This window comes from Nostoc sp. FACHB-892, from assembly GCF_014698795.1.
In the GTDB taxonomy this organism is placed as follows: Bacteria; Cyanobacteriota; Cyanobacteriia; order Cyanobacteriales; family Nostocaceae; genus Nostoc.
Map to the genome: position 1 here is coordinate 16,439 of NZ_JACJTR010000055.1, position 15,887 is coordinate 32,325.

The 15,887-nt window shown below is 42.8% G+C and carries 16 protein-coding genes and 1 pseudogene; 8 read left to right on the forward strand and 9 right to left on the reverse strand.

The window, feature by feature from the left end:
- Window positions 1–32 precede the first annotated feature (32 nt).
- The 5 genes from H6G96_RS35040 to H6G96_RS35060 all read left to right on the forward strand — a co-directional run bounded on the left by H6G96_RS35040 (window position 33) and on the right by H6G96_RS35060 (window position 4,201).
- Window positions 33–413, forward strand: a complete 381-nt coding sequence (locus H6G96_RS35040; RefSeq protein WP_190918370.1) for a hypothetical protein — start codon at window positions 33–35, stop codon at window positions 411–413.
- A gap of 6 nt (window positions 414–419) precedes the next feature.
- Window positions 420–812, forward strand: coding sequence for an ASCH domain-containing protein (locus H6G96_RS35045; protein WP_190918373.1), 393 nt, complete (start codon window positions 420–422; stop codon window positions 810–812).
- On the forward strand, window positions 809–1,843 hold the full coding sequence (locus H6G96_RS35050) for a DNA cytosine methyltransferase (RefSeq protein ID WP_242063533.1): 1,035 nt from the start codon (window positions 809–811) through the stop codon (window positions 1,841–1,843). Before H6G96_RS35045 ends, H6G96_RS35050 begins: the two co-directional genes overlap by 4 nt.
- A gap of 364 nt (window positions 1,844–2,207) precedes the next feature.
- Window positions 2,208–3,761, forward strand: a complete 1,554-nt coding sequence (locus tag H6G96_RS35055; RefSeq protein ID WP_190918375.1) for a cation:proton antiporter — start codon at window positions 2,208–2,210, stop codon at window positions 3,759–3,761.
- 209 nt (window positions 3,762–3,970) lie between these two features.
- A complete protein-coding gene (locus tag H6G96_RS35060; RefSeq protein WP_190918378.1) occupies window positions 3,971–4,201 on the forward strand; it encodes a hypothetical protein in 231 nt (76 codons plus the stop codon).
- 335 nt (window positions 4,202–4,536) lie between these two features.
- On the opposite strand, the gene H6G96_RS35065 is transcribed toward H6G96_RS35060, so the two are convergent.
- The 4 genes from H6G96_RS35065 to rppA all read right to left on the reverse strand — a co-directional run bounded on the left by H6G96_RS35065 (window position 4,537) and on the right by rppA (window position 7,996).
- Window positions 4,537–5,097 carry a DUF3124 domain-containing protein gene (locus H6G96_RS35065; RefSeq protein WP_190918380.1) on the reverse strand — a complete coding sequence of 187 codons (561 nt, stop codon included), beginning with the start codon at window positions 5,095–5,097 and terminating at the stop codon, window positions 4,537–4,539.
- A gap of 75 nt (window positions 5,098–5,172) precedes the next feature.
- Complete coding sequence (locus H6G96_RS35070; protein WP_190918382.1) at window positions 5,173–5,850, reverse strand: TrkA family potassium uptake protein; 678 nt, start codon at window positions 5,848–5,850, stop codon at window positions 5,173–5,175.
- An 89-nt stretch (window positions 5,851–5,939) separates the two neighbouring features.
- Entirely contained in the window at window positions 5,940–7,220 is a 1,281-nt protein-coding gene (locus H6G96_RS35075; protein ID WP_190918383.1) for an ATP-binding protein, read from the reverse strand.
- 95 nt (window positions 7,221–7,315) lie between these two features.
- The gene (gene rppA / locus H6G96_RS35080) at window positions 7,316–7,996 is read right to left on the reverse strand and encodes a two-component system response regulator RppA (protein WP_190918385.1); all 681 of its coding nucleotides are present in this window, start codon (window positions 7,994–7,996) and stop codon (window positions 7,316–7,318) included.
- Between the two features lie 141 nt (window positions 7,997–8,137).
- On the opposite strand from rppA, the gene H6G96_RS35085 reads away from it, so the two are divergent.
- Entirely contained in the window at window positions 8,138–8,524 is a 387-nt protein-coding gene (locus H6G96_RS35085; protein WP_190918387.1) for a hypothetical protein, read from the forward strand.
- 44 nt (window positions 8,525–8,568) lie between these two features.
- Here H6G96_RS35085 and H6G96_RS35090 read toward each other — a convergent pair whose 3' ends face one another.
- The 3 genes from H6G96_RS35090 to H6G96_RS35100 form a co-directional block, all read right to left on the reverse strand.
- Window positions 8,569–9,054, reverse strand: a complete 486-nt coding sequence (locus H6G96_RS35090; RefSeq protein WP_190918389.1) for an SRPBCC domain-containing protein — start codon at window positions 9,052–9,054, stop codon at window positions 8,569–8,571.
- Window positions 9,055–9,354: 300 nt separating this feature from the next.
- The gene (locus tag H6G96_RS35095) at window positions 9,355–9,450 is read right to left on the reverse strand and encodes a universal stress protein (protein WP_190918391.1); all 96 of its coding nucleotides are present in this window, start codon (window positions 9,448–9,450) and stop codon (window positions 9,355–9,357) included.
- 325 nt (window positions 9,451–9,775) lie between these two features.
- Window positions 9,776–10,036: a universal stress protein gene (locus H6G96_RS35100; protein ID WP_190918393.1), complete on the reverse strand. Its 261-nt coding sequence runs from the start codon at window positions 10,034–10,036 to the stop codon at window positions 9,776–9,778.
- Window positions 10,037–10,328: 292 nt separating this feature from the next.
- On the opposite strand from H6G96_RS35100, the gene H6G96_RS35105 reads away from it, so the two are divergent.
- Window positions 10,329–10,871, forward strand: a complete 543-nt coding sequence (locus H6G96_RS35105) for a hypothetical protein (RefSeq protein ID WP_190735954.1) — start codon at window positions 10,329–10,331, stop codon at window positions 10,869–10,871.
- A 90-nt stretch (window positions 10,872–10,961) separates the two neighbouring features.
- Window positions 10,962–13,712 carry an HAD-IC family P-type ATPase gene (locus tag H6G96_RS35110; protein ID WP_190918395.1) on the forward strand — a complete coding sequence of 917 codons (2,751 nt, stop codon included), beginning with the start codon at window positions 10,962–10,964 and terminating at the stop codon, window positions 13,710–13,712.
- Window positions 13,713–14,421: 709 nt separating this feature from the next.
- On the opposite strand, the gene H6G96_RS35115 is transcribed toward H6G96_RS35110, so the two are convergent.
- Window positions 14,422–14,619 (reverse strand): hypothetical protein, encoded by a 198-nt coding sequence (locus tag H6G96_RS35115; RefSeq protein WP_190918399.1) that lies wholly within the window; start codon window positions 14,617–14,619, stop codon window positions 14,422–14,424.
- Window positions 14,597–14,932, reverse strand: a pseudogene (locus H6G96_RS35120) (hypothetical protein). Before H6G96_RS35120 ends, H6G96_RS35115 begins: the two are co-directional and overlap by 23 nt.
- Between the last annotated feature and the right edge of the window lie 955 nt (window positions 14,933–15,887).

Genomic DNA, 15,887 nt, shown 5'->3' on the forward strand with positions numbered 1-15,887 from the left:
TATTCTCGCAGAAACTCACAATTACAGTCTTTATGAGTACAACTATCCAACAACTCTTCCATAAATGGGCAACTCTTGCTCCTAATGAATGTTTATCTACTGAGCGCGATTACAAGTTCAAGCTCCGAATTTTACCAGATGTTGAAAGGTGCAATTCTCTTACTGCTAGTCGTCAAATTATTACTGAGAACTTAGAAACACATTTAGCCAATCGACGTGATCTTACAATTCAATTGTTGAATTTTGTGTTACTGACGATTATTCAGCACTGCGCGGCTCGACAGTCCAGTATCAGCTTCAGCTTTACAGAACTTGGAACTATTGCCACAATCTGCAATGGGCTGAAGTCGCAAATACATCCACATCCGGCACTTGCAGCTTTAGACGCATACATTCAATTACTGGAGTTTTAAAACACCGTGAAAGCGATATCCGTTCGTCAGCCTTGGGCATGGGCAATAATTTATGCCCTTAAAGACATAGAAAACCGAGGCTGGCCCATTCATTATCGCGGCGACATTCTGATTCACGCTGCAAAAACCTGTACCAAAAAAGAGTACCAGTTAGCGGAAGAATTTTGCCAAAGCATGGGGGTAGTAACCCCAGAATTAATCTCTTTACGTCGCGGTCAAGTTATTGGCATTGTCACAATAGTTGATTGCAAGTTTTCACAAGTTGCGTCTGGCTGGGGGATGCCTGAGCAGTACCACTGGCAGTTGGAGAATCCACGCGAGATTACACCAATTCCTTACATTGGGCGGTTGGGAATTTTTGAAGTACCGGATGATTTGGTCATGGAGGTGGCTGCATGACTAAATCAGTAATAGCTGAGTTATCTGCAATACCCGAAAAATTCTTAGAGAAAGCGATCAAAGCCTCACAGGGGGAATCAGTCGGTTGTCTTTATCAGTACCTCGAAACTAAAAAGCTACTTGATGGGAAGACTGTTTCTTATCCCCGTGTGATTGGTGAACGTGACCCGAATAATCCCTTTCATTGGCGATGGGGATTTAATTGGAAAGAGAAAATAAACGGGGCATGGAAAGGCAAAAGTATCGGCTCAATTCCCCCTGGCGCTGTCCCAATGATTCGTCTAATGCAACAGCAGGGGGCAACTAGGGAAGATATTATCGCCTTTATCAAGAGAGCGAAAATTAAAAAGCCATCACCAAAACTAGATATCTGCAATAATTTTGATAACACAAAAATAAAACCCACACTACCAGATGATGCACCGATCGCTGTAGTACTTTTCGCGGGTGGCGGCGGGATAGAAGCGGGGATGGTTAAAGTGGGAATTCGTCCAGTTATCGCAGTAGAGTTCGACCCCACTAAACCAGACTTGAGCAGGGCGATCGCCAAAACCCATCACCACAACTTTAGCGAGTATGGCTGTAGAATAATCCAACTAACAGTTCAAGAAGTAGCACAGTCAGGATTTCTAGGTTTTCCGCGCCGCCCCGACTACCTCCACGCCTCCCCAGTATGCGCCAACTTCAGCCAAGCTCATACAGCTAAAGCGGGCAAGGGCATTGAAACAGTTGATGATCTGACGGCAGCATTAGCTGTAGCAGAAGCTATCCGACAGTTGCAGCCACGGGTATTCACATTGGAGAATGTGCCACGCTATCAGAACAGTCAGAGTTTCAGTATCATCTTGTCAGCTTTGGAGCAAGAGGGATATCTGGTCGATTACAGCGTGGTGAATATGGCTGATTTTGGACTACCCCAGGCGCGGCGGCGGTTAGTCCTGATTGCCAGTAGGGGTTTGAGCGTTGCAATACCTTCGGAAGCTACACCTTGTGGTTGGTACGAGGCGTTCACGTTCGCGGAGCGTCTCTGAAAGAGAAGTGTGCCGAAGGAATCGCGCATCTCATCCCCACGATGCCCGATTCCCAACTACTCCCCAAACAAGGGCAAGCGGTAAAACAATTTCTGGCAACTAATGAACCAACGCCACTGCTAATACAGAGAGTTCGGGGGCGCAACGGAATGAAGTATAAACCTGGGGATCTACCCTGTAACACCATTCTGCGATGGCGCGAACGCCCGCTGGAGGCGATCGCACTTCACCGATCACAAAGGCTGCAACCATTCACTCTAATTTTGAAGTTGGTCAAGTAGAAGAAATTCGCCGTTCCGAACCCACACCCTGAAGTTGCTAATGTAGCATTATTAAAGTCAAAATAACTTTTCATAACGTAATAGTGGATGTAACTCAATTAGTCAAAGTCTCAATTATTCTCTTGCTGCTTGCTACAGGTGTAGCTCTGCTGTCACGAAGATTGCGAATCCCTTATGTTACGGGTTTAGTATTAGCAGGTTTGCCCATCACTGAGCTATTGTCTCGTCCAATTGGTTTAAATCCAAGCCTTGTTTTGAATCTTTTTTTGCCAATTCTGATCTTTGAAGCTGGTATTAATACAGATGTCAGCCGCCTACGCAGCACCTTTAAACCAATTGCCCTATTAGCTGGGCCTGGAGCTGTGCTTTCTAGTGGTATTATTGCCGTTCTGTTGAAATTTGGGCTGGGACTAAGTTGGATACCTGCCTTATTTGTCGGGGTAATTCTGGCAAACACTGATACTGTTTCCATGATTGCTGTCTTTAAGGATATACCAGTACCATCGCGGCTTTCCACCATCGTTGAAGGAGAAACTTTATTCAACGATGCAGCTGCCCTAGTTTCCTTCAACCTAATTTTGCAAGTATATTCAACAGGCTCAATCACATTTATAGAGGGAATCCAACAACTGCTATTTATCTCTCTAGGAGGCTGCCTAGTGGGGTTAGTCTTGGGCTACTTGAGTATACCTGTATTCGCTCGTTTAGATGATGCTCTTAGCAGTCTTTTATTGACAGTCGCAGTTGCATTAGGAACTTTTCAGGTTGGACAACTTCTCGGTGTATCAGGTGCGGTGGCTGTAGTCGTCGCAGGATTAATTTTCGGGAATTTAGGGCTTTCTCGCAATACTTCTGCTTCTAATGGCATCACCTTATTGAGTTTTTGGGAATATGCCAGTTTTACCGTCAACACTTTTATTTTTCTGTTGATTGGTGTACAAATAAACTTGGTAACGCTGTGGAAAACTTTACCTGCAATTCTACTTGCAGTTTTGGCTTATCAAGTCGGGCGAGTTCTTACAGTCTATCCTCTACTAGCAGGCCTTCGGTGGATTGACCGCTCAATTCCCCCACGCTGGCAACATTTACTGTTTTTAGGCAATATCAAAGGTTCACTCTCAATGGCTCTGGCGTTGAGCTTACCTACCACACTGCCAGGGCGAGAAGTTCTGATAGCTATAGTCTTCGGCTGTGTGCTGGTGTCGTTAGTGGGACAGGGTTTAAGTTTGCCTTGGGTGGTAAAACGCTTAAAATTATCTAAATTTTCAGAAGCTCAACAACAGGTTGAAGAATTGCAAGCCCAGTTGATGACGGGTAAAGCAGCACAAGATGAATTAGATAGTCTGTTGAAATCAGGGGTGTTACCAAAAGCCGTTTATGAAGAGATGCGTTCAGCTTATCAGGTACGAATTGCTAGTGCAGAAAAGACACTGCGGGAACTTTATAATCGTCGCCCTGGTGAGGTGGAAGGCAGAAGTGGCAACAGCAGTAAACTTGATGCCATTCGTCGGCGTTTACTCTTGGCAGAAAAAGGAGCGCTCAATGAGGCAATGCGGAAGCGAATTCTTTCGGAAGAAATTGTGCGCGGACGGATACAAAATCTTGATGAACAATTGTTGAAGCTTGAAGATGATTAGGGATTGGGAACTGGGAATAGTCTGAGCTTCGTGAGTGAACCTTTGAGCTTTGTGAGTGAACCTCTGAGCTTCGTCGATGAACCTTTGAGCTTTGTCGATGAACCTCTAAGCTTTGTCGATGAACCTCTAAGGAACGTGGATTTAATAAGATCCAGAAATTGAGGATGCAATGATAGGCTGAAGTTATCTATAGGTATCCTGTGTGTGATATGAATTCCTACTCATCCGAAGTCGAAGCAAAAATGCAACGTCTTTACCAGTCCTTGTCAGAGAAAGATCGTCGTCGTTATGCAGCAATTGAAGCTCTAAAACTGGGATGGGGGAGAATTAACTACATCAGTCAACTGTTTGGGTGTGATGACGACACCATTCGATTTGGGTTGAAGGAACTGGAAGAAAGTCACAGGGGATTTCAAGCAAACGATGAAAATTGTGTTTGATGATTATTTGCCCCAATGGAATTATACTGCCAAGCCACAGCTGTGATAATTCTGGATCTTATTTAATCCATATTCCTAAGCTTTGTCGATGAACCTCTAAGCTTCGTGAGTGAACCTCTGAGTTTTGACTGATTAGAATTTGCTGCCTCTAGTTAGATATTAAATCTCTAACTCAATGAATGCATTCCCATGCTTCGTATGGGAACAAGGAAATTTAATGATTGCATTCCTATGCAGAGCATGGGAACAAGAAAAGGAGGAAAAACTTAATTACAAATTACGTTAGCGTAGCGGGGCGTTCGCTTTTAGCGCCTCCAAGAGTTGCCCATTACGAATTATTTTAAAGGCGATCGCTTATCATTATTTTGATTTTTAATGACCCTACCAGGACTGATAAAAGAAATTCCTTGTTGAAAGTCAGTACCAATCATGACTGCCTCCACTATCGGTTCGGATATTTCTGTTTGGGCTACCCACTCGACAATAAAGTTTGCACCTAAACCTCCAGTGGTGTCATTTCTGTTTATAAAAAAATCTGTAGAAGCTAGGGCATCAAGTTGAATAGGACGCTTTAAATATTCTTTAACTAGTTTCCCTTCTGAGTTATAGTAGCGCACAGAAGTAATAACGATCGGATTGGTCAAATCTGTATTCCGAATACTTAGCGTAACTGCTAACTCGAAAATCTCCTGCCGATTGTGATGATAGATATGAGAGTAGACAGGAACATAAACAGTTTGACCGCTTGCTATCTTAAAATTCTTATCCAGCGTCACTATTTTTTGGGATGGGGTTGCTGGAATGGCATCGGGTTGTGACTTTGGTGGAATTTCGGGTGATTGACAAGATGCAAGAAAAATAATAGCGATCGCTAAAATATATGGATACAGCTTCATCAAAACTATTTACACCAATTTTTTATACCTGTGTAGCTAATCCCACCTAATAAAGAGTTTCGGTAAACATTGCGCTCAACATCTCTGTTCAATGAAATCAATGACTTGATGTAAAGATCCTGGTTTAGTCACAATCAATACTGTTGAATAAGGTTCCAGTATTGTACTGCCGTTAGGAATCATCAAATCTTCATGGGGATGGGATTGATAGCCAATAATTAGCGAACCACTAGGAAATCGGGTATCCTGAGCGATTTCGGCAACGCTACGCCCAGCAACATAGCAATTGTTTGGGATGGCAAGTTTCAGAACCTCAATCTGTCCTTGCTCAAAATGCATCATTGATTCCACTTGCGGATACTCAATGGCATTCACCATTGTTGAAACTGATAATTCAACAGTACTGATGATATGATTGGCTCCAGCTATCCGCAGTGGTTCAGCAAAATCGGGGTGGCGCATCCGACTTAAAATATGGGTGACACCGTAGTGTTTTGCAAGAGTTACCATTGCCAAGTTTAAGGCATCACTTCTCAGAACAGCTGCCAAAGAATCGGCTTTGCGAATCCCCGCTTCTAACAATACTTCTGTACTCACAGCACTGCCTTCAAAAGCCATTGCTCCTACTTGTTCACGGGCATAGCGGCAAGCGATAGGATCAATGTCAATTACGGCAACAGTATGTCCCAGTTCTACCAATTTTTGAGCTAAAGAAAGCCCTACTAAGCCTGCTCCACCAATCAGTACGTACATAGTTGCTCCTGATGCTTAAAGACTTCCTACTTCACTTTACAGGCTAACAAATGCAGTGAAGGTGTAGTTTGACAGGTGTTAAAGCTGATTTAAGAATGGCTCAATAACGGTAATTTTATCTGGAACGTCGAGCCTTTACCCTCATTGCTCATCACATAAATATGACCACCGTGAGCCTGGACAATTTGTTGAGTGATCGCTAATCCTAACCCAAACCCGCCGCTTTCTCTGGCACGTTCTGTACCAACTCGGTAAAAGCGATCAAAAATGTAAGGTAAATCTGCCTCTGGAATTCCAATTCCAGTATCGATGACCTGAATTACTGCTCGATCTGGGTGAGGTTCTAAGCGTAACCAGACAGTTCCACCAGATGGAGTGTAATTACAGGCGTTATTGATCAAGTTTTCAACAGCTAACCGCAACAAATCGGGGTCAGCCCACAACTCAATGCGTTGTTCTGGTAAATGGCTGATCAACTTGATCGACGCTTTTGCAGCAACAGTATTGTAATAAATAGCTAAATTCTCTAGCAAGCTATTAAGACTAACCTTTTTGAGAGATTCGGGAGTTAATTTTCCTTGATGCCGAGCCAACAGCAGTAGGTTATTGACCAAGGTACTCATCAACTTGGCGCTATCGATGACGTTCTCCATTGAGGGATGGATTTGGGGATGGTCTGCTGCCATTAGTAACCCAACTTGAGCATTGGTCAAAATCGCAGAGAGGGGCGATCGCAACTCATGAGAAGCATCTGATGTGAAGCGTTGCAGTTGATTATAAGCTAGCTGAACAGGCTGCATAGCTATACCACTGAGTACCCAACCTGTAAGTCCAATTAACCCCAGTGCTACAGGTACAGCAAGGGTTAATATTAACTGAAATTCTCGAAGCTCGTTTTGAGTTTCCGTCAGTGGGATAGCAACTTGCAGATAACCGATAACCGAATTTCCTCCTTGAACAGGTAGTGTAACTTGACGTAGCCAAAGCGTCTCACCTGTAAACTGGTCAACGGACTTAATCGTGAGAAACTCAGATGTTATTTCTAACTTTTGTGGAGGTGGAGTACCAAAAAAACGATTGATTTTGCCATTCGGTTCATACCAGCGAATATAAACTAGTTCAATATCAGCAGGGTGAGAACCACTACCTAATAGCGGTATATTGCTCAGATCGACTTTTTTTTGTCCCTGATCCAGCCGATACTGTGAACTGGCTGCCATTAGCTCTGCTCTTTTATAAAGCAGTTGATCTAATGCTTTGAGCTTGTCTTTTACCTCAAGATTGTAAATGACTCCAGCAAAGAGAATCAGAATGCACCCCATTGAAAGGGTAAACCAACGAGCTAAATTACGACGACTGCGGTTAAACACAAATAGAAGAAGAATTCAAAAGTCAGAAGTCAGAAGTCAAAATGTAATTAAATCGGATTAGCATTCTACTTGATTGTAGACTCTGAAATTAAATCTCAAGATGGTTCTGGAGGGTTGAGGCGATAGCCCATACCGTAAACAGTTTCAATCCAATGGGCTGCTGCTAATGTTTGCAAACGTTGGCGAAGTTTACGAACTAGAACGGTGATTGAATTGCTTTCTGGCTCACTACCCCATTCCCATACAGCTTGCTCAATCTGGTTACGAGTCAGGACTTGCTTAGGATGACGCATGAAGTACTCTAGCAACTGAAATTCTTGGCTGGAAAGGGATACAATCGCCCCTTGTCGCTCCAAAATTAGTCTATCGAGATGAAGTTCGAGGTCTGCCAAGCAGAGAGTGTCTCCTTGCCAGAGGGGTGATCGCCTCCTCAATGCCCGCACCCGTGCCATGAACTCCACGATATCAATTGGTTTAACGAGGTAATCATCAGCTCCGGCATCTAATCCTATGACTTTATCAGGTGTGGCATCTTTTGCCGTAATCATTAATACGGGAGCTGTTTTTCCCGCCGCCCGATACTGTTGACACAAACTCACTCCACTAATCCGAGGTAACATCCAATCTAAAATCAGCAGATCATATTCTTTTTGGGCCAAAAGCCATTGAGCAGTTTCACCATCCTTGACACCATCGACGCTATGTCCCGCTTGAGAGAGAACCATTTGTAGCGGCATTAATTGCTTGGGATCATCCTCTACCAGTAAGATTTTCATCACCTTTATAGACTTGTGCTTGTTTAGAATAATCTATTGAAGCAATCTCAACGTCTTTCATCAGTAAGATTTCAGAGGATTGTCTACCCCATTAGGATATACATGAAGTGTGACGGGAGCAAAATCAGAAGCAGGTGTAGTGTGTGGCGTATTAGTAAACGTTGGCTGCAAGGGCTGGGATTAGAGTTTTGGTTGCCTCTACCACTGGTAGCGGTTGTGTTTTGGCTTGGCTGTAGTTTCATCGCTGCTCAAGAGTTAAGGCGACCCTACTCCACCGAGAAAAAACTTCAGTCAGATACTCAGCTTGAAGCACGGGTATCAGTCAATGTGTTGCTCATTAACGCCGCCGTCAACCGAAGTAAAAAAATTACCCAGGTAGAAGTGGAAACAGCAGATCCCATCTTGAAGCGATTGGAATTAGAACTTCCAACAATAGAATTCAGCCAAATAGAAGCGATAATTGCCCAAGAACTAGGTCTACCCCGTGAGGATGTTAGAAAATTAGTGCGCTATGAGATTGTGGAATAACATCGAGCCGATTCCAGGCTATTACTATAGTTGAAAAAAGCTGATCATATAAACTTTCTGACCTCCTGATTTTTATTTTCAATGCGTTCTGCCTTGGTTTTCAATGTTTGATTCATGGCTTCAAACCCTTGGCGAACGTCAATATTTAATCGACGAGCTAGCAGAGGTACTAGTAAACCCTGGAAAGATTCTTGCTGAATGAAGCGAACGCGTAGGCGTAGCCCGTCGTAGACATCGCTTGCTAGCGGTTCAATGATAAAGCTATGTTCAACGTCAAATAACCCTGGGATCAAAAAGTGCCATAACCAGCGCAGTTTGCGATTAGGTTCTACCGTAATCACCGTAGGTCGAAAGGTCACAATATCTCTACCCGGAGGCTGAAAGTGAACAGTTAGCTGTGCCCCTTCACTCAGCAAACCATTAATTTGACGAATAAACAGATTCCAATGTGGAAAACTGGCAAAATCAGTAAGTAAGTTCCAGACTTGCTTATCAGATGCCTGAATTTCAATTTCAGTGTAGATTTTCATGAGTATGAGTTGATATAAAAACCAGAATTAAAACGGTTATTCTTGCTAAAAACAACTCCATGTATTCTATTACTAGTAATCGACCAATCAAAAAATTTCTGGTGAAGGCAGGTAGATAAAGCAGGGGAATTATGGTAAGAAAAGAACTGAATTTTCCTACCATAAAATAAATCCTACAAAGCTTCTTTGGTGAACTACGAGTAAACTAGATTTTTTCTTGTAAAACATGATGAATACTATTTGTAAAAAACTCGCGTTTGAACAGAAAAATCTGGCGGTTGCTAGACAGTTATGAAGAAACTACCGACCAAGCACAATCAAATCTGCTCCCCAACTCCGGGCTAAATCACAGATGTTAGTCCCAGGATCTCCTGTTTGATAACTAGATTCTGCCATAATGCTCTGTGTTTTCGCTTGCAGATAGTAGAACTGGAGTAAACTTTGTGCTTGTTATATTTCTATTTCCAAAGGTAAAAATAGCGAAGACACATTTTACCGCCACGCGACGCTTGAAAAGCTTGCTGTGAAAGAGTTACAGAAATAAAATCGCTCTTGTCACCAAAAAACGGAGAAAAAGCTTATTTTGGCTGTACCAGTAAAAGTCTAAGTTATTTGGTACAGCGTTTTGTCACGTAGCCACAAGGGTTTCAGGTTCTAAAAATTAGAGGGGTTCAAATGGTACGAATAAAAGTAGTGGATCTGGTCTGCCAAATCCTAATTTTTAGATGGAAGTCAATTTTTTTCTGAAACATAGTCTAAATATGATTTTCAGACGACGCATGGCGGCAAAATGCGCCTTGGCTACTTTTACCCCTTCCAGGTCTACTAAATTTACAGTGAGTTGACTAGAAGTTGCTAGCTCAATGCTGTGACAAATCATTAACTGAGCAGCATCTCTTTGGGCTAACTCTAGCACTTTTGCAAACACTGTTGCAGTAGCCGATGAATCATCGACCGCCACCAAAATCTTCTTAAAGCTCATCTCCAACTCCAATAATCAATTACTTCATTCCAGAAATATTGTCTTTTAGCTTGAGGGACAAATGTGATTTAAAAGTGAAATTAGGTAGGATAAACAATTTATTCACTTTTCGTTCACATTCATCAGTAATCCTGAGAAAGAAGCAGAGAAACCAAACTAACTCAACTGACACTTAAAACGAATATCCGACCTAATACGGTTCATGGTCACACTAGAAAACTATAGTTTTTTACTATTTGGAGATTAATAAAGCTTCGTTTTAAACTTACTGATTTTTATAGGAGATGTTGTGATGAATTTCAGTCCCGTTAAAAATGCAATCGGCATCATTTCTACCCATCATGCTGCAACACAGGTGCTTGATGAACTCAGAGCGATTGACTTTCCCATGCAGAAAATTTCTATATTCACTTTAGACTCTGAAGACAAAAAGTTGCACGAGGAAAATAAAACAGATAAACATCCCATAACTCCTATCGAAGGTGCTAAAGCAGGCGCAATTACAGGAGGAACAACCGGGGGCTTCCTGGCACTAACAGCCGGACTTGGCGTATTAATTATTCCCGGTTTTGGTCCAGCATTAGCGGTTGAATCTGTGGTGGGTACACTGCTGGCGGGTGGAGTGAGTGCGATTTTCGGCAGTGTTTATGGTGCATTTCAAGGTTGGTTTGCTCCCGAAAGGCAAGCCAGACTCTGTGAGGCAAGCATCTGTCAAGAAGAATTTTTAGTGAAGGTAGAGGGAACAGCAGATGAAATCTGGCAAGCGGAATCGATTCTCAGTTATTGGGGTGTACGGGAATGGCATATTTATGAACTTAGCAAAACATTCCCGTAATAACACCAATTTCAAAAAAGAAAGATACAGATTCAAACAGAGAAATCCAGATTAAATCTGTTAATTACTAATTATTTTTTGGAGACTGAGATGACAGCAGATACAATCGCTACAAATACTTTTGCCCAGACAACAAAAGATTTACTCAACTATGAATGGCATACTCTGGGTGAACAAAAGGTTGTGCAAACATTAGCCAGCCATCCCGAAGCAGGTTTGACCCATGAAGAAGCTACCAAACGACACCAGCAGATGGGTGCAAATCAATTGACTGGTAAAAGTGGAAAAAGTTCTTGGCTACGATTTTTAGAGCAATTTAATCAACCACTCCTATATATTCTGCTGACGGCGGGAGTGGTGACGCTGCTGCTGCGAGATTGGCTAGATGCGGGAGTAATTTTTGGTGTCACCCTAATTAACGTCATCATTGGCTACATTCAAGAATCTAAAGCAGAAGGCGCGATCGCTGCTTTATCCAAAGCTGTCACTACCGAAGCAACTTTGATTCGCGATGGTCAAAAAAACCGTCTGGCTTCGACTGAACTTGTTCTGGGTGATTTGGTATTGCTGGCATCTGGGGATAAAGTACCCGCCGATCTGCGGTTATTAAGTGTGCGTGGGTTGCAAGTTGACGAGTCTGCCTTAACAGGCGAATCCGTTCCGGTTGAGAAAGCAACGGCATCACTGGCTGTCGAAACACCATTAGCCGAACGAAGCAATATGGTGTATGCAGGAAGTTTCGTTAGTTTTGGACAGGCAGAAGGGATTGTAGTAGCGATCGCAGATGCCACAGAAACTGGTCGCATCTCGCAGTTAATTGAAAGCAGCACAAATCTGAAAACACCGCTAACGCGAAATATTGATAAGTTTAGCAAAAGCTTGTTGTATGTCATTCTAGGTTTGGCTGCCCTAACATTTGCAGTTGGATTAGGACAAGGCGAATCTTGGATTGATGTTTTCAAAGCGAGTGTGGCTCTGGTAGTCAGCGCGATTCCAGAAGGATTGCCTGCGATTGTTACCGTCACTTTGGCGATCGGAGTTTCCCGGATGGCACGACGTAAGGCGATTATTCGCAAGCTACCTGCTGTGGAAACATTAGGAAGTACCACTGTTATTTGCTCTGACAAAACTGGGACGTTAACTGAGAATCAGATGACGGTTCAAAAGATTTATGCAGGTGGACAACATTACACCGTTAGCGGTATTGGTTATGCCCCAGACGGTGAAATTCTTATCAATCAACAACCTGTTGATTTCAATGCAGATGGACATATTGCTCTTTGGGAATCCCTGGAAGCAGGATTGCTGTGCAATGATTCTCACATCGAATGGGGAGACGGACAGTGGAACTTAGTAGGAACCCCAACTGAGGGAGCATTGATTACGGCTGCCAATAAAGCAGGATTGACGCAAGCCAATCTAGAGCAAGAATTACCCAGAATAGACACCATTCCCTTTGAATCTCAATTCCAATATATGGCGACAATGCATGAATTAGATGCAAAACGAGGGCTGAATGTGATTTATCTCAAAGGTTCTATAGAGGCAATTATCCAACGATGTGATCGCATGTTCGATGCTCAAGGACAACTCGCTCGTCTTAATCCTGCCGCAGTGCAACAAGAAGTTGCTGGTATGGCAAACCAAGGGTTACGAGTATTGGCATTCGCCACTAAAGAAGTTGCCACTAAGCGATCCTTAGATCGCAATGATATCGATCAAGGACTAGTGTTTCTGGGACTTCAAGGCATAATTGATCCGCCCCGTGAGGAAGCAATCGCCGCAGTCAACGCCTGTCAATCTGCTGGGATTCAGGTGAAAATGATTACAGGCGACCACGCACTAACAGCAGCTGCGATCGCCCGTCAAATGGGAATTTGCTCGACTGAAGCACAAGTTTTCACCGGACAGCAATTAGCTCAAATGGATGAAAGAGAATTTGCCCAAGCCGCTGAACAAGGTATGGTATTTGCGCGAGTTGCCCCAGAACAAAAATTGCATTTGGTGAAAGCGTTGCAGTTGAGGGGTGAAATTGTTGCTATGACTGGAGATGGTGTCAATGATGCTCCCGCTCTCAAACAGGCAGATATTGGTGTTGCGATGGGCATAGCCGGAGCAGAGGTTGCCAAAGAATCGGCGGATATGCTTCTAACTGACGATAACTTCGCCTCAATAGAAGCTGCTGTGGAAGAAGGGCGTGGTGTTTACCGCAACTTGCGAAAAGCGATCGCCTTCTTGCTGCCGATCAACGTTGGCGAATCCATGACGATTTTGATTGCCATTCTCCTAGGAACCGTGCTTCCCATCTTACCAATCCAAATTCTCTGGCTCAACATGGTCAGTTCCGTAGCGTTGATTGCCCCCCTCGCCTTTGAGCCAAAATCTGGACAGGTGATGCAACAACCACCCCGCAACCCCAGAGAAAGACTTTTATCGGGTGGGTTACTCCAGCGCATCATCGCGATTTCCGTCTTCAATTGGCTGGTAATTTTTGGGGTGTTTCAATGGGTACTTCAAACTACAGGCAATGAGCCATTGGCGCGAACGATGGCAATTAATGGGCTGGTGGCGGCAGAAGTCTTTTACCTGTTAAGCATTAGCCAGTTTTTACCATCTCTAGTCGTTAGAATCCAAGGTAAACGCACACCTGTAGCCTATGCACCTGCGATCGGAATTGTGGTTGTGGTGATTTTACAATGTCTGTTCAGTCAGTGGAGCATGATGAATCAAGTGTTTGACACTACACCTTTAACATTTATCCAAGCTCTCATTTGTATAGGTGTAGGATTGCCAGTGGTGTTTATAGCTTTCATCTTGCAGCGTTTCGATCCGCTCAACTAAAGGTTCAGCCGAGGGTATCCAGTATCTGTATCCTGGCTGAACCCTATCACAGCTACTCTAAAGCAAAGCTAGCAGTTGTCACAATTCCAATGGCTGTATGTCAAGTACTGGATTCCTCACAAAGACAGCTATCTTTCTACCTGTCAAGTCATCTTCACGAATGTGCAATCGGCTCATTTACTTCATTAACCCCATATTCCTACTCAATCAAACTCAACAACTTCTCCTCCACCGCAGTCAAATACGGCCGCTTCAGTTCCCCCAGATGCTTCAGCACAGCACTTGGGGCATCTTCTAAGCTCTCATTTTCTCGTAGCCTACTGATGCGTAGGCGTAGCCCGCCGCAGGCATCGCTCTTAGAGAAATGCCAGTTATCTACATCCTCTGAGATTCTATTGAGTTTTGTTAATTTCTAGCCAGTTGTAGAGTGGGAACTGAACTCTGTTGAGCGCTATATTTATCATGTAGAGGGGTTCTATAGCACTCAATTAAACAACTGGCATAGCTGGATGTCAAGAAGCGGGAAGTTTTATCTTTTCCTTCGTACAACTTCTTCACTGTCCCGTTGTGTTGCTAACTCCATTGAAACTCCAACCCAAAGACATTGGATGCCAATTTGCCAAAATTGTTTAGGGTGTTATCTCTGCCCCGTATTCAGACTCTAGTACATTCAACAACTTCTCTTCCACAGCCGTTAGATAAGGTCGATTCAACTTACCCAACGACTGCAACAGACTTTTGACTGTATCCTCCAGCGAATCGGAATACACCCGACTGATGCGATCGCTTCTATTGTCCCGAGAGATGTAACTTTCATAAAAGCTATGTTTGGCGACAAGCCGCTTCTTGCTAAATAACTCAACTGCATTGCCTGAATATTTTGGCTATCGGGCCAAACTCTCGACACTCAAAGGAACCATATCCCCATTCCTGGTCAGCCCTAGCAACATCGGTTCTTGAGATTGAATTAGTTGACCTGTGAGTACACAGCGTTCTTCTTGTTGAGCTGTGGCAGCGATACTAGCTCGAATGTCGGCTCGGGAAAATCGAGGCTTCCATGAACCTGATTTTTGCTAAACATAATTCCAAAGCACATCTCGAATCAAAGCTTGATATCCCTGATAACCAGCTACTTCTTTGAGCTTATCTTTGAGTTCTCGCTCTAGACGGATGCTGGTGACTTCCATATCAGTGGTTGGGATGCGAGCGCTCGTATGCATTACTATTTCTCGTTGAAGATATAGACAAGATATAGGACTAGTATTTGATTTTTGAAAAAAATACGAGAGATTTGAAAAGTTCACAACCCCTCTATCCAACAGTCAAATGCCAATTAAGCCCAAGCGGAAAACCCGCCGAGGCAGCTAACTAGGACTTTTCGCACTTATCCCCCACTTACAGTCATTCTGACGAATGTATACTGTAGGACAAACCACTACTTTGAGAACACATAAATAACTATAGATTAAATCAATTTTTATTGATATACCTGAAGTTAGGCAAATTCGGTAATTGTTTTTGAAAATAAAAATATTAAAGAGAAACAGCCCCTTAAAATCATTCTGTTTCCTATCTAAAGGAATATTTTAAGCTGCTATAAACTAATCGTCATTCATTTTTCCAGAATGAATACTCTACCGAGTTACTTACATCAATAGAGTATATAAATTTACTATAATCATCTTTTATCAGCATTCAGTTTATACTTTAGCAATTATCTATACCTCTGTATAAGTACTGCAAATATTGCCTACAGCGATCATCCCAGAAGAGACAAACTTTCGCCAAAATGTCTCGGATTCCCTGATAACTTACTAAAGTTTGTAGTTGAAAAAATACATTTAATATTTATTATTTTAACCTTAATCTCTATCTAAAGATAGTTATTCTCCAAATAAATAATTTCTAATTTATTCTGAATATTTAGGAAAACTTAAGAAAATATAAATATTTAAATTTTATCCCTGGCGGGGGGATTGTTCAGTATTAAAAAAACTGGTTTTCTGATTACGTAATTAAGTATTAAGACCAAATACAACTTTCAGGAGAATTAAATGCTGCTCAAAAAAATTCCGGGTCTGCTCATAGCGGCAGCTATTCTGCCATGCTTTATTCAACCGGCTTCCGCTCACGTTATTTGGTTTGAGAAAGAAAATGCTCAATACAATTTGTTAT